Raw genomic sequence first — 15,499 nt, 5'->3', positions numbered from 1 at the left:
CGCCGACACGCACGCCGGCCCGTCCTCCGCGGGGAGGACGGGCCGGCCCCGGGGTGTCCCGGGTGGGTGCGGCGGCGGGCTAGACACTGCGCAGGACCGCGGTGACGACGCCCAGGATCGTGGCGTGGGTGCCGTCGATCGGGTCGTAGGCCTCGTTGTGCGGCAGCAGCCAGACCTGGCCGTTCTTGCGCTGCAGGGTCTTCACCGTCGCCTCGCCGTCGATGAGGGCGGCGACGATGGTGCCGTTGTCGGCGGTCTGCTCCTTGCGGATGACGACGTAGTCGCCGCTGCAGATCGCCGCGTCGATCATCGAGTCGCCCACGACCTCGAGCAGGAAGAGCTGCCCCTCGCCGACGAGCTGCTTGGGCAGGGGGAAGACGTCCTGCACCTGCTCCTCGGCCAGGATCGGGCCGCCGGCCGCGATCCGGCCGACGACCGGGACGTAGGTGGCGGCCGGCACGGAGTCGCCGACACCGGTCTCGTCGTAACCGCTCTCCTCGGCCGCCGAGATCGACCGGCGGGCGGCCATCACCTCGGGCAGGAAGACCTCCAGCGCCCGGGGCCGGTTGGGGTCGCGCTTGAGGAAGCCCTTCTCCTCGAGCACCTTGAGCTGGTGGGCGACGCTCGAGGTGCTGGTGAGGCCGACCGCGTTGCCGATCTCGCGCATGCTCGGCGGGTAGCCGCGCTTCTCGATCGCGTCGCGGATGGTGGCCAGCACCCGCAGCTGCCGCGGGGTGAGGCCGGTGGCGTCGGGTGCACCGTCGGGCAGCTCGGTCACCGTGCCGTCCGCCGTGCCGTCGGTCGGGCCCTCCGTGGGACCGCCCCCGGTCCGCCCCCGGGTGTCCTTGGTCGCCATCGTCTGCCTCTCCGCTGGTCGGTGCCACCGATCGGTGTCGCTGGTCGCCCGGTCGGGCGATGTGCTCACCATGCCAGGAGGCCCCGAGGGTTTCAAACACCTGTTCGAACGGCGTGTCGGACCGTTCGCGACGCCCGAGGCCCGCGGGTCCGGGCCTCCGTGCCGGACGGGCGGTCGAACAGATGTTCGTCCGACCCCCTTGTGCTGTTCGAACGCGTGATCTAACGTCGTACACATGTTCGATCGAACGTGTGGTCGATCCGGTGCTCGACGGCGGTCCTCCAGGACTGTCGGTGGTCACCACTAGACATCACCTCGTCCACCTCGAGCTCCACCCCACGGCTGACCGCCCCCTTCCCCAGGAGGTCCCCATGAGCACCACGATCCAGCACCCCGCCGCATCCCGTGTCGCCACGCACCACGTGCGGCTGACCCGGCGTGGGCGACTCGTGGTGTTCACGCTCTCGCTCCTGGCCATCCTCGCCGTCGGCGTGTGGTTGGCCGCCGGGTCGGTGGCCACCTCGCAGGCGCAGCCCACCGAGGTGATCGTGGTCGGCACTGGCGAGACGCTGTGGGACATCGCGGCCGACGTCGCCGACGACGGTGACGTGCGCTCAACCATCGCCGAGATCCAGCAGCTCAACGACCTCGACGGCGGCATGGTCGCCGCAGGCCAGCGTCTGCGCATCCCGCTGGCGTGACCTCGGGCGCCGTCGTCGGCGCCCCCATCGACATCACCGGTCGCCTCGACCCCGGCCGGTGAGCAGCGGGGAAAGTGCAGGAGGGCGGGCCCCACCGGGCCCGCCCTCCTCTGCCGTCCAGGGGTGCTGCCGGCCGGTCAGCGCGCGGCGCGGCGTCCGCCGGGTGGGCGGGGCGCGGCCGGCTCGAGGTCCTCGCCGCCGCTGCCGTCCGGGGCGGCACCGGTCGGTGCGGTGGTGATGCCGAGCTCGCGGAGCAGGCGTGCCACCAGCAAGAGGCCCACGAAGAGGCACGCCACCGCTCCGACCGAGGCCAGGGCGAGGAACGCCCACGAGCCGGAGTCGCCGTCGCGGGCGGCGGTGCCGAAGTCGATCGCGGCGTAGACGAGGTAGCCCCAGGCCACGACGGCCGCCGTCACGGCCAGGGCCAGCGCCAGCAGGCGCGGGCGCAGCTGGCGGGGCGCCCGGGTGCCCTTGCGCGAGCCCGCTCGCTTGCCCGCTGTCGCCACGGGCTCATTCTGTCCGATCGGCAGGGACTTCGCAGCGCGACACCACCATCGCGTCGCGCCCGTCGACCCGAAGCCCGGACCCGGAGCCCTGACCCGGTGGCTGGCACGGTGGGGGGCATGGAGGTCCTCCCCGACATCGTGGCCACGGAGCCGGCGATCGTGTTCTGCGGCCTGGCCGGCGCCGACTCGACCCGCACCCGGGAGCACTACTACGACTCGCCCGGCAACTCCTTCTGGGAGTCGGTGCACCTGTCCGGTCTCTCGCCGCGTCGGTTGCGCCCTGAGGAGGACCGTGACGTGGCCACCCTCGGTCTCGGCCTGACCGACCTGGTCGGCCACTGGGACCCGCGGTGGGTCGAGGTCGACGAGCTCGTCGCCAAGGTGGAGCGCTGGCGGCCCGACTGGCTGGCCTTCACCAGCAAGGGTGTCGCCCACGAGGCCGCGCGTGCGCTGAGTCGACGCGCGCACCCCCGTCTCGGCGCCCACGACTGGTACGTCGGGACCGCGCAGGTCTTCGTGCTGCCCGGGACGAGCGGGGCCAACCATCGTCGTGACTACGACGGTCGGCCCACGCGCGTCGCGTGGTGGCGCGAGCTGGCCCAGCTGGCCGGTCGCGCCTGAATCGTCAGCCGACGGTGAGCACCATCCGGAAGCGGGCGTCGCCGGCCATCATCCGGGCGTAGGCCTCGTTCGCCTGCTCCAGCGGCATGGTCTCGATCTGCGCCTCGACGCCGGTGAGGGCGCTGAAGTTCAGGGTGTCCTCGCTGTCGGCCGCGGTGCCCGAGGCGTGACCGGCCACGGAGCCGTTGATCGGGATGAGGGCGGCGGCCGGCACGGGGATCGGCTGCTCGGCCGCACCGACCACGACCAGCTCGCCGTCGACGCCCAGGCCGGGGATGGTCGAGGCGACGGCGTCGCCGTTGGTGACGGTGGAGAGCACGACGCGGGCGCCGCCGAGCTTGGCCAGCTCCTCGCCGGGGTCGGTGGCGGTGGAGTCGATGTAGGTGTGCGCGCCCAGGCCCAGGGCGAGGTCGGCCTTCTCGGTGCCGCGGGCGATTGCGGCGACGCGGAAGCCCATCTTGGCGGCGTACTGCACGCCGAGGTGGCCCAGGCCGCCGACGCCGAGCACGGCGACCAGGTCGCCGGGGCGTGCGCCCGTGCGGCGCAGGCCGTTGTAGGTCGTGACGCCCGCGCACATCAGGGGGGCGGCGAGCTCGGGGGCGAGCTCCTCGGGCATGGCGGCCATGGCCGCGGCGGGCACCAGCACGTAGTCGGCGTAGCCGCCGTCGCGCTGGACACCGGGGATCTGGGTGTTCTCGCAGGCGATCAGTGCGCCCATCCGGCAGGGGCGGCACCAGCCGCAGGCTCCGCCGTACCAGCCGACGCCGACGCGCTGGCCCTCGCTCCAGCCCTGCACGCCCTCGCCCAGGCTGTGCACGGAGCCGGCGACCTCGTGGCCGGGCACCACGGGGAAGCTGACGCCGGGGTAGACGCCCTCGCGGGCGAACATGTCGCTGTGGCAGACGCCGCAGGCTGCGACCTTCACCACGGCCTCGCCGGGTCCCGGGGTCGGCACCGGGCGCTCCTCGAGGGTGAACTCCTGGCTCTTGGCCTTGACCACCATGGCTCGCATCGTCTCGCTCATGGCACGGACGCTAGGCCGAGCGGGGCACCGACCGGCTCACCCCATGCGGCAGGACGGGGAGCCCCGTCGAGCCCGTGGAGCCGCGACACGCCCGGACCGCGGTCGGTACGGACCACCGTGCGGTCACCGTCGTACCCCGCTGACCTGCGGGTTTGGCGGAGCCCCCGACGCGACTCGGCGGGACACGCCGAACAGGTTGCGCGGTGTGCGCGACGGGCGTACGGTTCCCCTACATCTAGTACTTACACGGATGTAGTTATCCACATCTAGTGCACAGCGCCAGGGTGGATGGTTCACAACAGGCCCGGTGTTCTCCACATGACCGGCCGCTTTATCCACAGCTCCTGGCCACCCGACGAGGGTGTCACAGGCGCGCCGCCACGCTCCCGCAGCCGTCCCGCACCGTCCGTTCGACCCGTCCGAGAGGAGACCTGTCGTGCACTGCCCGTTCTGCCACCACGCCGACACCAAGGTCCTCGACTCGCGGGTCGGCGACGACGGCGGCTCGGTGCGCCGGCGTCGGCAGTGCCTGGCGTGCAAGGAGCGGTTCACCACCGTCGAGCTCATGCCGCTCGCCGTGGTGAAGCGCTCCGGCGCGACCGAGCCGTTCCACCGCGAGAAGGCCGTCGCCGGTGCCCGCAAGGCCTGCAAGGGCCGGCCGGTCACCGAGGACGACCTGGCCTGCCTCGGCCAGGCCGTCGAGGACGCCCTGCGCGGCCTCGGTCAGGCCGAGGTCCCCGCCCACGAGGTGGGGCTGGCCATCCTCGCGCCGCTGCGCGAGCTCGACGAGGTGGCCTACCTCCGCTTCGCCAGCGTCTACAAGGCCTTCGAGTCCGCCGAGGACTTCGAGGCCGAGATCGCCCAGCTGCGCACCCACCGCGCCGAGCAGCTCACCGAGCTGGTCGAGGGGCGCGACCCCCAGCCCACCACGGGCTGACCCAGACCGCCCGGCAGGCAGTGGGGAAGCTGCCTGCCGGGCGCACCACCTCCTCCCCACCGGACCGACCCCCACGCCGGTCCGCCCGCCGAGTGTCGGTGGTCAGCGCGACCATCGACACGAGCCCGACCACGCACCACAACGACCAGCACGCGACACAGCCAATACGCGACACAGCCAGCACGCGACACAGGGAGAGCAGCACATGACGGAGACGATGAGCGGGGCCCAGACCGGCGCCTCGGCGGCGGGCAAGGGCCTGACCTTCGAGCGCACGTTCAGCACCGCCGGCGTGCACCCCTACGACGAGATCACCTGGGAGCGCCGCGACGTCGTCCAGACCAACTGGAAGACCGGTGCCACCGTCTTCGAGCAGAAGAACGTGGAGTTCCCCGACTTCTGGTCGGTCAACGCCTCCACGATCGTCACCACCAAGTACTTCCGCGGCGCCGTCGGCTCCGACACCCGCGAGCAGAGCCTGCGCGAGCTCGTCGACCGGGTCGTGAAGACCTACCGCAAGGGCGGCGAGGACAACGGCTACTTCGCCTCCCCGGCCGACGCCGAGGTCTTCGAGCACGAGCTGACCTGGCTGCTGGTGCACCAGTACTTCTCGTTCAACTCCCCGGTGTGGTTCAACGTCGGCACGCCCTCCCCGCAGCAGGTCTCGGCCTGCTTCATCCTCTCGGTCGACGACTCCATGGACTCGATCCTGAACTGGTACAAGGAGGAGGGCTTCATCTTCAAGGGCGGCTCCGGCGCCGGCCTCAACCTCTCCCGCATCCGCTCCTCCAAGGAGCTGCTCTCCTCCGGCGGCACCGCCTCGGGCCCCGTCTCCTTCATGCGTGGCGCCGACGCCTCCGCCGGCACCATCAAGTCCGGCGGCGCCACGCGCCGCGCGGCGAAGATGGTCGTGCTCGACGTCGACCACCCCGACATCGAGGAGTTCGTGGCGACCAAGGCGCGCGAGGAGGACAAGATCCGCGCCCTGCGCGACGCCGGCTTCGACATGGACCTCGGCGGCGACGACATCACCTCGGTGCAGTACCAGAACGCCAACAACTCCGTGCGCGTTTCCGACGAGTTCATGCGCGCGGTCGAGAACGGCACCGACTTCGGCCTGCGCTCGCGCAAGGACGGCTCGGTCATCGAGACCGTCGACGCCCGCGACCTGTGGCGCAAGATCGCCACCGCCGCGTGGGAGTGCGCCGACCCGGGCATGCAGTACGACGACACCATCAACGACTGGCACACCAACCCCGAGACCGGCCGCATCACCGCGTCCAACCCCTGCTCGGAGTACATGTCGCTCGACAACTCCTCGTGCAACCTCGCCAGCCTCAACCTGCTGAAGTTCCTCAAGGACGACGACACCTTCGACGGCGCGCTGTTCGCGAAGGCCGTGGAGTTCATCATCACCGCGATGGACATCTCCATCTGCTTCGCCGACTTCCCGACCGAATCGATCGGCCAGACCACCCGCGACTACCGCCAGCTCGGCATCGGCTACGCCAACCTCGGCGCGCTGCTCATGGCCATGGGCCTGGGCTACGACTCCGACGGCGGCCGCGCCATGGCCGCCACCATCACCTCGCTGATGACCGGCACCTCCTACAAGCGCTCGGCCGAGATCGCCGGCGTCGTGGGCCCCTACACCGGCTACGCCCGCAACGCCGACGCCCACAAGCGCGTCATGCGCAAGCACCAGGCCGCCAACGACACGGTGCGCCCGGTCCACATCGCCGACGAGCAGGTCCACAAGCTGGCCACGGCCGCGTGGGCCCAGGTGCAGGAGCTCGGCGCGAAGCACGGCTTCCGCAACGCGCAGGCCTCGGTGCTCGCGCCCACCGGCACCATCGGCTTCATGATGGACTGCGACACCACCGGCATCGAGCCCGACTTCTCGCTGGTCAAGTTCAAGAAGCTCGTCGGCGGCGGCTCCATGCAGATCGTCAACCAGACCATCCCGCGCGCCCTGCGCAAGATGGGCTACCAGCCCGAGCAGGTCGAGGCGATCGTCGACCACATCGCCGCCGAGGGTCACGTCATCGACGCCCCGGGCCTGCGCCAGGAGCACTACGAGGTCTTCGACACCGCCATGGGCGCCCGCGCCCTGGCCCCGATGGGCCACGTGCGGATGATGGCGGCCTGCCAGCCGTTCCTGTCCGGCGCGATCTCCAAGACCGTCAACCTCCCCGAGACCGCCACGGTCGAGGAGATCGAGGACGTCTACTTCCAGTCCTGGAAGCTCGGCCTCAAGGCCACCGCGGTCTACCGCGACAACTGCAAGGTCGGCCAGCCCATGTCGAGCGGCAAGGGCGACAACAAGGGCACCGACTCCAACAAGAGCGCCGACGCCGCCCCGGTCGAGACCAAGGTCGTCGAGAAGGTCGTCTACGCCCCGACCCGCAAGCGTCTGCCCAAGTCGCGCGTCTCGCGCACCACCTCCTTCACCGTGGGTGGCGCCGAGGGCTACATGACCTCGGGTGCGCACGCCGACGGCGAGCTCGGCGAGATCTTCCTCAAGCTCGGCAAGCAGGGCTCGACCCTGGCCGGCGTCATGGACGCGTTCTCGATCGCGGTCAGCATCGGCCTGCAGTACGGCGTGCCGCTGGAGACCTACGTCTCGAAGTTCACCAACCTGCGCTTCGAGCCCGCCGGCCTCACCGACGACCCCGACGTGCGGATGAGCCAGTCGATCATGGACTACATCTTCCGCCGCCTGGCCCTGGACTACCTGCCCTTCGAGCAGCGCCAGGCCATGGGGATCTACTCCGCCGACGAGCGTCAGCGCTACCTCGAGACCGGCTCCTACGAGCCCGTCGTCGAGACCGGTGGCGCCGCGGAGCTCATCGACGAGCCGGTCGCCTCGGCGCCGGTCGCCGAGCCCGAGACCGTCGAGGGTGTCGTCACCCACGACACCGAGGGCGCCTCGCAGCGCGAGGTCCCGGCCCAGCCGGCCAAGGAGGCCCACACCTCCGCCGAGCTGATGGAGAAGATCACCGGCACCGCGATCGACTCCCCGCTGTGCTTCACCTGCGGCACCAAGATGCGTCCCGCCGGCTCCTGCTACGTCTGCGAGGGCTGCGGCAGCACGTCCGGCTGCAGCTGACGCCTCCCGCATCGCCACCGGCCCGGTCCTTCCTGCACGGAGGGGCCGGGCCGGTGGCCGTTGCGGACGCGACGAGGCCCAGCTGCTGTGCGGTGACGGTGGGCTTGCGCGGTGCAGCGGCGACCGAGCCGTCCTCAGGAATCCCGACCGTCACGGGACCTGGGCGAGCCCCAACAGGGACAGGGTGGTCACGAGCGGCAGGGCCGCCACCGTGAGGCCGAGGGCCGTGGTGCCGCGGCTCCCGGCCGGCCGCTGGACGATCAGGGCGAGGGCCAGGAAGCCGGTGGTGGTGAAGGCGAGCACGGTGGGCGTGAAGGGGAACGTTCCGCCGCAGACGTGCGCTGCCCACCCGGTGAGTCGCGCGTAGGTGCCGGCCCACGTGGTGTCGCACGTGGGGCCCCAGTCGATGAGCAGGTAGCCGCCCAGGCTGCCGGTGACCACCCACACCGCAGCGAGGAGCGGCCGCGGCGACGTCACGACGGGCCGCCGCCGATGCCCGTGCGTACGGAGTAGAGCTCGGGGAAGAACGTGAGCTCCAGCGCCCGCTGGAGGAAGCCGACGCCGGAGCTGCCGCCGGTGCCGGTCTTGAAGCCGATGGTGCGCTGCACGGTGCGCAGGTGGCGGAAGCGCCACAGCTGGAAGGCGTCCTCGAGGTCGACGAGGTCCTCGCAGATCGCGTAGCCCTCCCAGTGGGTGCGCGGGTCGTCGTAGAGGGCGGCGAGCACCGGCACGAGGTCGGGCCGCTCGACCCAGGCCTCGCGGACGTCGCGCCCCAGGACGTCGGCGGGCACGTCGTGGCCGTGACGGGCCAGGAAGGCCAGCAGGGCGTCGTAGACGGTGGGGGTGTCGAGCAGGTCCTGCAGATCGGCGCGCACGGTCGGCTTGGCGTCGAAGACGCGGAGCATGCGGGCGTTCTTGTTGCCGAGGATGAACTCCACCCCGCGGTACTGGTGGGACTGGAAGCCCGACGAGGGGCCGAGGGCGTCGCGGAACCCGCCGTACTCGCTGGGGGTGAGCGTGGCCAGCACCGACCACTGCTCGGTGAGGGTGCGGAAGATGTGCTTGACCCGGGCCAGAGCCTTGCGGGCCCGGTCGACGTCGTCGGCCTCTAGGTAGCCGCGCACGCCGCGCAGCTCGTGGAGGACGAGCTTGAACCACAGCTCGGTGGTCTGGTGCTGGACGATGAAGAGCAGCTCGTCGGGATGGACCGGGTCGCTGACCGGGTGCTGTGCGGAGAGCAGCCGGTCGAGGTCGAGGTAGGTGCCGTAGTCCAGCGCCTCGCGCAGGTCGGTGCGGATGCCCTCCTCGAGGGGTCGCTCACCGTGCTCCAGGGCCATCGGGTCTCCTCCGGTCGGGGTCGACCCCCGGGTCGGTGGCCGCGGCCACGTCACACGGAGGCGGCCGTGCCAGAGCCTGCCACGCCGCCGGACCGAGCAGGCCCCGACTGTCGGTGGTCGCCCCTAGCGTGACGGGCATCGCAGCGGCACCGGGTCGCGGCGCGACGGGGACGGGGCGTGCGGTGACGCAGCTGACGGGATCGTGGCGGGAGCTCCGCCGGCGACTGGGCGACCGGCTGGCCGAGCTCGGGGACGGCGAGATGGTGTCCCTCGGGCTCGAGGTCACGGGCACGGACACGGGCCAGAGGCCCGGCGTCAGGCTGACCGGGTGGGGTGCGGGCATGGTGCGGGCGGAGGTGGTGGCGGGTGCAGGCGCCGACGCGGCCCTACGCCGGGGTCTGCTCGACCTCGGGTGGCTCGACCCCGCCGCGGAGCCGGGCGAGGAGCCCGACGCCGCGGTCCTGGGGGTCCTCGACCGCCCGCGAGCGAGGGCCGACGAGCTGGCGGCGCTGGCCGTGCTCGCGCTCACGGAGGTCCTCGGTTGTCCTGACCCGGCGTTCCTCGTGACCGATCTCGACCTCCGGGGCCTCCGGTCGCAGGGCGGGCAGGAGCCGACACGGACGTCCCCGGCGCCGCTGGCCACGATGCCCGAGGGTGTCGAGCACCTGCAGGAGATGGTCGACGAGGTGCTCCTGGAGATGTCGGAGGGCGAGGAGCTCGAGCGCGACGAGGACGGCGACGTGCCGGTCCGGGTCGGCCTGTCGACGGTGTTCGTGCGGGTCCTCGACGACGTGCCGGTGGTGCGCCTCTTCGGGTGGCTGGCCGTCGACCTGCCCGACCACGCTGCAGCGCTGCGCGAGGTCGCCCTGCTCGCGGCGCGCATGCCGTTCCTCCAGCTGCGGGCGGTGGAGGGCGAGATCGAGTTCGGCCACGACCTGCACGCCCTGCCCTTCGCGCCCATGCAGCTGCGGGTCGTGCTGTCGCGGATCATGCAGGAGATCGACGAGGCCGCGCGCGACACGGTGGCGCGGCTCGGTGGCCGGCGCTACCTCCAGCCGCCGACGGAGCCGGCGCCGGCAGCCCGCACGGCGGCCTTCGAGCGCCTGGCCCGCCTCGGGCCCGGAGCCGTCGACCTCGCGGAGGCCACGCCCCTGGCCGCTGTGGTCGAGCTCATGGCCGACGCCCGGCTCGCCCCGGAGCTGGTGGCCGAGCTGTTCGACCACGACCGGCGCCTCATCGTGGCCCACCTCGTGGGTGTGCGTGCCGGCCACCTCGACGTGACCGGCGTGGACGTCGAGGAGCTGCTCGCCGGCCTGCGCGCTGCGCTGCGCCTGGTGGTGTGGCGTCAGTCCCGCGAGCGGGAGCCCGCCCCGCCGCGTCCCGTGGTGGCCCGGAGGCGCGAGCGCCAGCTCTCGTTGCTGCCCGACGACGAGCCCGGGCTCGAGCTGTTCGACCCGGGGGAGGAGGCGCGCTGGGCCTGAGGAGGCACGGCCCGAGGAGACGCCCCCCGATGGGGCGCCTGCGGTTCCTCAACCCTGCTGGGCGGCTGCCGATGACGTCTTTACCTTGACGTCGACGGCCGCGCAGGCCACGAGGGAGCACCATGACCGACCCGTCCGCCGGGGAGTCCGCCGAGGCCGTGGCCCGCCGCCACCGGGAGAAGATCGCCCGACTCGAGCGCGCCGCGGAGAGGTGGGAGCGCGGCGCCGCCGGTGAGCGCGCCACCGCCGACGTGCTCGCGACGCTCCCGGCGGAGTGGACGGCGTTCCACGACATCCGGTGGCCGGGTCGCAAGCTCGCCAACGTCGACCACGTGGTCCTCGGCCCGGGCGGGGTCTTCGTCGTCGACACCAAGAACTGGTCGGGGGTGGTCGAGGTGCGTGACGACGTCCTGCGGCAGGGCGGGTGGAAGCGCGAGCGGGAGGTCGCCGCTGCCGCCGAGGCGGCCATCGCCGTCAGTCTGGCCACACCGCACGTCAGCTCGCAGCTGGCCGTGCCGGTGCTGTGCTTCGTCCGCGAGGAGCGGGTCGAGGGCTGGGCCCGCGACGTCATGGTCTGCTCGACGTCGACGCTTACCGAGATGCTCCTCTCACGACCGACCGTGCTCGATCGCGATCAGCTCCGCCAGATCTGGGACGCGTTGCGCGCCATGCCACAGGCGACCGGGCCCGCGTCGCACGCGCCCGTGGCGACCGAGACCGAGTCGACCAAGACCGAATCGACCGGGCCCGTGTCGCTCGGAGCCGGGGGGTCGGCCGTGCACCGGAAGAAGCCGCCCGCCCGGACTCCCGGTCCGGGCAGGACGACGGCGCCGCCGCGCCCCGGCCCGTCGGGTCCCCGCCGTTCGCTGGCCGCCCTGGCGGCGACCCTGGTCGTCGGGGCCCTGGGCGGGGTCTACCTCTCGTCTGCCGGCGACGCCGACGAGCCGTCGGCCCCGGACCGCAGTCGCACCGGGACGACGGGCGGTCGGTCCGGCGGCGGGCCCGACGGTGCCGGGGCGGGTGCGGCCCGGGGCGGTGCCGACGCGGTGCAGCCGACGCAGCGCCCCCGTCGCAGCGACTGAGAGGGGCCGGCGACGCGGCCCGCCGGCGGGCCGGACAGGCGTGGCTGCAACCACCCCGACGGGCCCTTGCGCCGTGCTCCGCGCGGACTACCGTCGAGAAGGCCGGTGAGCGCGGCACCAACGAGGGTGCGGCGTAATCGCCGGCGGCACGGAGAGGACGCGAGATGAGCGACTACCAGGTGGTCAACCCGTCGACGGGCAAGGTCGAGAAGGAGTACCCGACGGCGACCGATGCCGAGGTGCAGGACGCGCTGACGCGCTCGCACGCGGCGTACGGCCAGTGGCGCACCACCGACAAGGCCGAGCGCACCGCGGTGCTGCACAAGGTGGCCGACCTCTTCGACGAGCGCATCGACGACCTCGCCGCGATCATCGCCCGCGAGATGGGCAAGCCGCTGCGCGAGGGCAAGGGCGAGCTGCAGCTGGTGGCCTCGATCTTCCGCTACTACGCCGACGAGGGCCCGGGCCTGCTGGCCGACGAGCCGCTGAGCCCGTCGATGGGCGGCAACGCGGTCGTGCGCAAGGAGGCCGTGGGGGCCCTGCTGGGGATCATGCCGTGGAACTTCCCGTACTACCAGGTGGCCCGGTTCGCCGCGCCCAACCTGATGATCGGCAACACCATCCTGCTCAAGCACGCCCCGCAGTGCCCGGAGTCGGCGCTGGCGATCGAGCAGATCTTCCACGACGCCGGCCTGCCGGCCGACGCCTACATCAACCTCTTCGCCACCAACGACCAGGCCGCCGACATCATCGCCGACCCCCGCGTCGTGGGTGTCTCGGTCACCGGCAGCGAGCGCGCCGGCGCCGCGGTGGCCGAGGTCGCGGGCCGCAACCTCAAGAAGGTCGTGCTCGAGCTCGGCGGCTCCGACCCCTTCATCGTGCTCGACGCCTCCGACCTGGGTGCGGCGGTCAAGACCGCCGTGCGCGGACGCATGGGCAACGCCGGCCAGGCCTGCAACGCCGCCAAGCGGATGATCGTGGTCGACGACCTCTACGACGACTTCGTCGAGCAGTTCACGCAGAGGATGTCGGCCCTGCAGCCGGGCGACCCCTTCGAGGACGGCACCGGCTTCGGACCGCTGTCCTCCGAGGGCGCCGCGCAGACCCTGGTCGAGCAGCTCGAGGACGCCAAGGCCAAGGGCGCGACCGTGCGCACCGGCGGCAACCGCGTCGACCGCCCGGGCTCCTTCGTCGAGGCCACGGTGCTCACCGACGTCACCCCCGACATGCGGGCCTACGGCGAGGAGCTCTTCGGACCCGCCGCCGTCGTCTACCGCGTGGCCGACGCCGCGGAGGCCGTCGAGCTGGCCAACGCCTCCTCCTTCGGTCTCGGCGGCGTGGTGTGGAGCGACGACGTCGAGAAGGCCCAGCAGGTCGCCGACCAGCTCGACACCGGCATGGTGTGGATCAACAGCGCGCAGGGCACGGCCGCCGACCTGCCTTTCGGCGGCACCAAGCGCTCCGGCGTGGGCCGCGAGCTCGGCCCCTACGGCATCGACGAGTTCGTCAACAAGAAGCTCATCTACACCCCCCAGGGCTGACCCGGGGAGGCCGCCGCGCAGACCCGCGGGTGAACGGCGCACGACCGCACGGGGCCGGTCGGACGAACACCGTCCGGCCGGCCCCGCGCGGCGTGCGGGAGCGGCTGCGGCGGTTTCCGCGCAGCCGCGCCGCGGCCTATCGTGGACGCTGAGACAGACGAGCCACGGGCGTGGCGCAGACGGACGGGGGAGGTGGTCGCCGTGAGCGGTGAACCTCCCAGTCGTCCCCGTCCCGCTGCCTGAGGCAGCCCCGCCCGCCGCGCCCACCGCCCGGCGCAGCCCGTCCGCGGAGGAGTCTCCCGTCATGTCCGAGCGCCCGTTCCTGCCCCTGCGCCACCTCGCCGGCCGTCGTCGTGCGCCCCACCCCGCGCCGGCCGCGCCCGCGGCCCCGGCGGCGCCCGACGGCGCGCGGGTGGGCCACGAGACCCTCGTCGACGCCGCGGTCTACGTCGACGGCGACCGCGTCGAGTCGCTGAGCAGCCTCGCCGACACCTACCGCTGCCTGCGCGAGCGCGGCGACGAGGCCCCCGACGACGGCGCCATCGCCTGGATCGGGCTCTACCGCCCCGACCAGCACGACCTGGCCTCGCTGGCCGAGGAGTTCGACCTGCACGAGCTGGCGCTGGAGGACGCGATCCTCGCCCACCAGCGTCCCAAGCTGGAGCGCTACGACGACACCCTCTTCGTCGTGCTGCGCGCCGCGCGGTACGTCGACGCCACGGAGGAGGTGGAGTTCGGCGAGGTGCACGTCTTCGTCGGCCCCGACTTCGTGGTCAACGTGCGCCACAGCGAGGCCCCCGACCTGGCCGCCGTGCGCCGCCGCCTGGAGAGCAACCCCGACCTGCTGCGGCTGGGACCCGAGGCGATCCTCTACGCCATCCTCGACCGGGTCGTCGACGGCTACGCCCCGGTCGTGGCGGGCCTGGAGAACGACATCGACGAGATCGAGGTGCAGGTCTTCACCGGCGACCCGGGCGTCTCGCGGCGCATCTACGAGCTGACCCGCGAGGTCATCGAGTTCCAGCGGGCCACCGGCCCGCTGCTCACCGTCGTGCGGCGCCTGACCCTGGGCTTCGCGAAGTACCGCACCGACGAGGAGCTCCAGCGCTACCTGCGCGACGTCGAGGACCACCTCGTGACCGTCACCGAGAAGGTCGACGGCCTGCGCCAGCTGCTGCGCGACATCCTCACCGTCAACGCCACCCTCGTGGCCCAGCAGCAGAACGAGGAGATGAAGAACCTCAGCGAGGTCAGCATCTCCCAGAACGAGGAGGTCAAGCGGATCTCGGCCTGGGCCGCGATCCTCTTCGCGCCGACCCTGGTCGGCACGGTCTACGGCATGAACTTCGACTCGATGCCCGAGCTGCACTGGCGCTTCGGCTACCCGATGGCCGTGGTCATGATGTTCATGGTCAGCGTCGTGCTCTACGTGGTCTTCCGCCGGCGCCGCTGGATCTGAGCAGACTGGATCTGAGCAGACCCGGGGACGCCGGCGGACCACGCCGGGGTGGTGCTCAGGCGCAGTTGTCGCACTCGCCGGTGGGCGGGATGGCCATGAAGCAGGTGGGGCAGATGTCGGGCTGCGCCTCCTCGCGGTTCTTCTTCCGCTCGCGGGTGACGACCATGTCGTAGCGCGGGGAGAGCGCGGCGTTGCCGCCGTCGGCCGGGAGGGTGGCGTCGGCCCAGCGGTAGCACTCCATGCGGGCCAGGGCGGCGTGCTTCTCGCGGGCCAGCGGGTCGCTGATCGGGTCGGCGTCCTGCAGGCGCAGCACCTCGTCGTAGGCCTCGCCGACGGTGCCGTGCACGCCGTGGACCACCAGGGCGGTCAGCGGGGGCTCGCCGGCGGCGTGGACCTCGGCCGCGACGCGGGCCAGCACGCGCCCGATCCAGTTGCTGGGGTTGCTGCGGGTGCGCACGCCGGTGTCGGCCTGCAGCCGCCCGGCGAACTCGGTGTGGGTGATCAGGCCGTGGTAGGTGCCGGCCACCTCGGTCAGCACCGGGCGCGCGGCGGCGACCCAGACGTCCTCGCCCTCGGCGGCGGTCACGGGCTCGGCGGGCGCCTCCGGCTCGGAGGTCTCCTCCGGGTCCGGGGTCTCCGTCTCGTCGCGGTCGTCCTCGAGGGCCTCGTCGGGCTCCACGTCGGTCGGGCTGGCAGGGGTCGTCGTCTCGAGGCTCATGACGTCCGTACTGGAGCTGGCACGTGTCGGGCGTGGTCGCGCGGCGCCGTGCCCCGGCTCCCTCACCCTCGACTGTACGGCGAGGACGCCAGTCGCACCGAATGCGCCGGTCGGCCCACGTGCGCGC

General features: G+C 72.5%; 14 protein-coding genes. 8 read left to right on the top strand and 6 right to left on the bottom strand.

Annotation, left to right across the window (positions count from 1 at the left end):
- Positions 1 to 79: 79 nt before the first annotated feature.
- Entirely contained in the window at positions 80 to 856 is a 777-nt protein-coding gene (gene lexA / locus ASF50_RS14635; protein ID WP_228941141.1) for a transcriptional repressor LexA, read from the bottom strand.
- A 371-nt stretch (positions 857 to 1,227) separates the two neighbouring features.
- Between lexA and ASF50_RS19310 the strand changes: the two genes are divergently transcribed.
- Positions 1,228 to 1,557 carry a LysM peptidoglycan-binding domain-containing protein gene (locus tag ASF50_RS19310; protein ID WP_056865751.1) on the top strand — a complete coding sequence of 110 codons (330 nt, stop codon included), beginning with the start codon at positions 1,228 to 1,230 and terminating at the stop codon, positions 1,555 to 1,557.
- 137 nt (positions 1,558 to 1,694) lie between these two features.
- Here the strand turns inward: ASF50_RS19310 and ASF50_RS14625 are convergent, their stop codons facing one another.
- Positions 1,695 to 2,063: a hypothetical protein gene (locus ASF50_RS14625; RefSeq protein WP_056904885.1), complete on the bottom strand. Its 369-nt coding sequence runs from the start codon at positions 2,061 to 2,063 to the stop codon at positions 1,695 to 1,697.
- A gap of 117 nt (positions 2,064 to 2,180) precedes the next feature.
- Between ASF50_RS14625 and ASF50_RS14620 the strand changes: the two genes are divergently transcribed.
- Positions 2,181 to 2,684, top strand: coding sequence for a mismatch-specific DNA-glycosylase (locus ASF50_RS14620; protein ID WP_056904884.1), 504 nt, complete (start codon positions 2,181 to 2,183; stop codon positions 2,682 to 2,684).
- Between the two features lie 4 nt (positions 2,685 to 2,688).
- On the opposite strand, the gene ASF50_RS14615 is transcribed toward ASF50_RS14620, so the two are convergent.
- A complete protein-coding gene (locus ASF50_RS14615) occupies positions 2,689 to 3,708 on the bottom strand; it encodes an alcohol dehydrogenase catalytic domain-containing protein (protein ID WP_200920167.1) in 1,020 nt (339 codons plus the stop codon).
- A gap of 436 nt (positions 3,709 to 4,144) precedes the next feature.
- On the opposite strand from ASF50_RS14615, the gene nrdR reads away from it, so the two are divergent.
- A complete protein-coding gene (nrdR, locus tag ASF50_RS14610) occupies positions 4,145 to 4,645 on the top strand; it encodes a transcriptional regulator NrdR (RefSeq protein ID WP_056904883.1) in 501 nt (166 codons plus the stop codon).
- Between the two features lie 205 nt (positions 4,646 to 4,850).
- Positions 4,851 to 7,754: a vitamin B12-dependent ribonucleotide reductase gene (locus ASF50_RS14605; RefSeq protein ID WP_056904882.1), complete on the top strand. Its 2,904-nt coding sequence runs from the start codon at positions 4,851 to 4,853 to the stop codon at positions 7,752 to 7,754.
- A gap of 150 nt (positions 7,755 to 7,904) precedes the next feature.
- Here ASF50_RS14605 and ASF50_RS14600 read toward each other — a convergent pair whose 3' ends face one another.
- The gene (locus tag ASF50_RS14600) at positions 7,905 to 8,231 is read right to left on the bottom strand and encodes a hypothetical protein (RefSeq protein ID WP_156718298.1); all 327 of its coding nucleotides are present in this window, start codon (positions 8,229 to 8,231) and stop codon (positions 7,905 to 7,907) included.
- Positions 8,228 to 9,091, bottom strand: a complete 864-nt coding sequence (locus tag ASF50_RS14595; RefSeq protein WP_056904880.1) for a tryptophan 2,3-dioxygenase — start codon at positions 9,089 to 9,091, stop codon at positions 8,228 to 8,230. The genes ASF50_RS14600 and ASF50_RS14595 overlap by 4 nt, the downstream gene beginning before the upstream one ends.
- On the opposite strand from ASF50_RS14595, the gene ASF50_RS19105 reads away from it, so the two are divergent.
- The 4 genes from ASF50_RS19105 (at position 8,983) to ASF50_RS14575 (ending at position 14,654) form a co-directional block, all read left to right on the top strand.
- Positions 8,983 to 10,572, top strand: coding sequence for a T3SS (YopN, CesT) and YbjN peptide-binding chaperone 1 (locus tag ASF50_RS19105; protein ID WP_414855740.1), 1,590 nt, complete (start codon positions 8,983 to 8,985; stop codon positions 10,570 to 10,572). The two genes, ASF50_RS14595 and ASF50_RS19105, sit on opposite strands and share 109 nt — an antisense overlap.
- 122 nt (positions 10,573 to 10,694) lie before the next feature.
- Positions 10,695 to 11,654, top strand: a complete 960-nt coding sequence (locus ASF50_RS14585) for a nuclease-related domain-containing protein (protein WP_056904878.1) — start codon at positions 10,695 to 10,697, stop codon at positions 11,652 to 11,654.
- A 164-nt stretch (positions 11,655 to 11,818) separates the two neighbouring features.
- Positions 11,819 to 13,195, top strand: coding sequence for an NAD-dependent succinate-semialdehyde dehydrogenase (locus tag ASF50_RS14580; protein ID WP_056904877.1), 1,377 nt, complete (start codon positions 11,819 to 11,821; stop codon positions 13,193 to 13,195).
- 304 nt (positions 13,196 to 13,499) lie between these two features.
- Positions 13,500 to 14,654 (top strand): magnesium and cobalt transport protein CorA, encoded by a 1,155-nt coding sequence (locus ASF50_RS14575; RefSeq protein WP_056865760.1) that lies wholly within the window; start codon positions 13,500 to 13,502, stop codon positions 14,652 to 14,654.
- Between the two features lie 55 nt (positions 14,655 to 14,709).
- Here ASF50_RS14575 and ASF50_RS14570 read toward each other — a convergent pair whose 3' ends face one another.
- Entirely contained in the window at positions 14,710 to 15,372 is a 663-nt protein-coding gene (locus tag ASF50_RS14570) for a hypothetical protein (protein ID WP_200919257.1), read from the bottom strand.
- Positions 15,373 to 15,499: the final 127 nt, after the last annotated feature.

It is taken from the genome of Nocardioides sp. Leaf307, from assembly GCF_001423135.1.
In the GTDB taxonomy this organism is placed as follows: Bacteria; Actinomycetota; Actinomycetes; order Propionibacteriales; family Nocardioidaceae; genus Nocardioides; species Nocardioides kribbensis.
The sequence above is the reverse complement of the archived record's forward strand: the minus strand, read 5'-3'. Positions and strand labels throughout refer to the sequence as shown.

Coding starts and splice junctions, on each gene's coding strand:
- lexA (WP_228941141.1), bottom strand. CDS start 856: ATGGCGACCAAGGACACCCGGGGGCGGACCGGGGGCGGTCCCACGGAG.
- ASF50_RS19310 (WP_056865751.1), top strand. CDS start 1,228: ATGAGCACCACGATCCAGCACCCCGCCGCATCCCGTGTCGCCACGCAC.
- ASF50_RS14620 (WP_056904884.1), top strand. CDS start 2,181: ATGGAGGTCCTCCCCGACATCGTGGCCACGGAGCCGGCGATCGTGTTC.
- ASF50_RS14615 (WP_200920167.1), bottom strand. CDS start 3,708: ATGAGCGAGACGATGCGAGCCATGGTGGTCAAGGCCAAGAGCCAGGAG.
- ASF50_RS14605 (WP_056904882.1), top strand. CDS start 4,851: ATGACGGAGACGATGAGCGGGGCCCAGACCGGCGCCTCGGCGGCGGGC.
- ASF50_RS14595 (WP_056904880.1), bottom strand. CDS start 9,091: ATGGCCCTGGAGCACGGTGAGCGACCCCTCGAGGAGGGCATCCGCACC.
- ASF50_RS14585 (WP_056904878.1), top strand. CDS start 10,695: ATGACCGACCCGTCCGCCGGGGAGTCCGCCGAGGCCGTGGCCCGCCGC.
- ASF50_RS14580 (WP_056904877.1), top strand. CDS start 11,819: ATGAGCGACTACCAGGTGGTCAACCCGTCGACGGGCAAGGTCGAGAAG.
- ASF50_RS14575 (WP_056865760.1), top strand. CDS start 13,500: ATGTCCGAGCGCCCGTTCCTGCCCCTGCGCCACCTCGCCGGCCGTCGT.
- ASF50_RS14570 (WP_200919257.1), bottom strand. CDS start 15,372: ATGAGCCTCGAGACGACGACCCCTGCCAGCCCGACCGACGTGGAGCCC.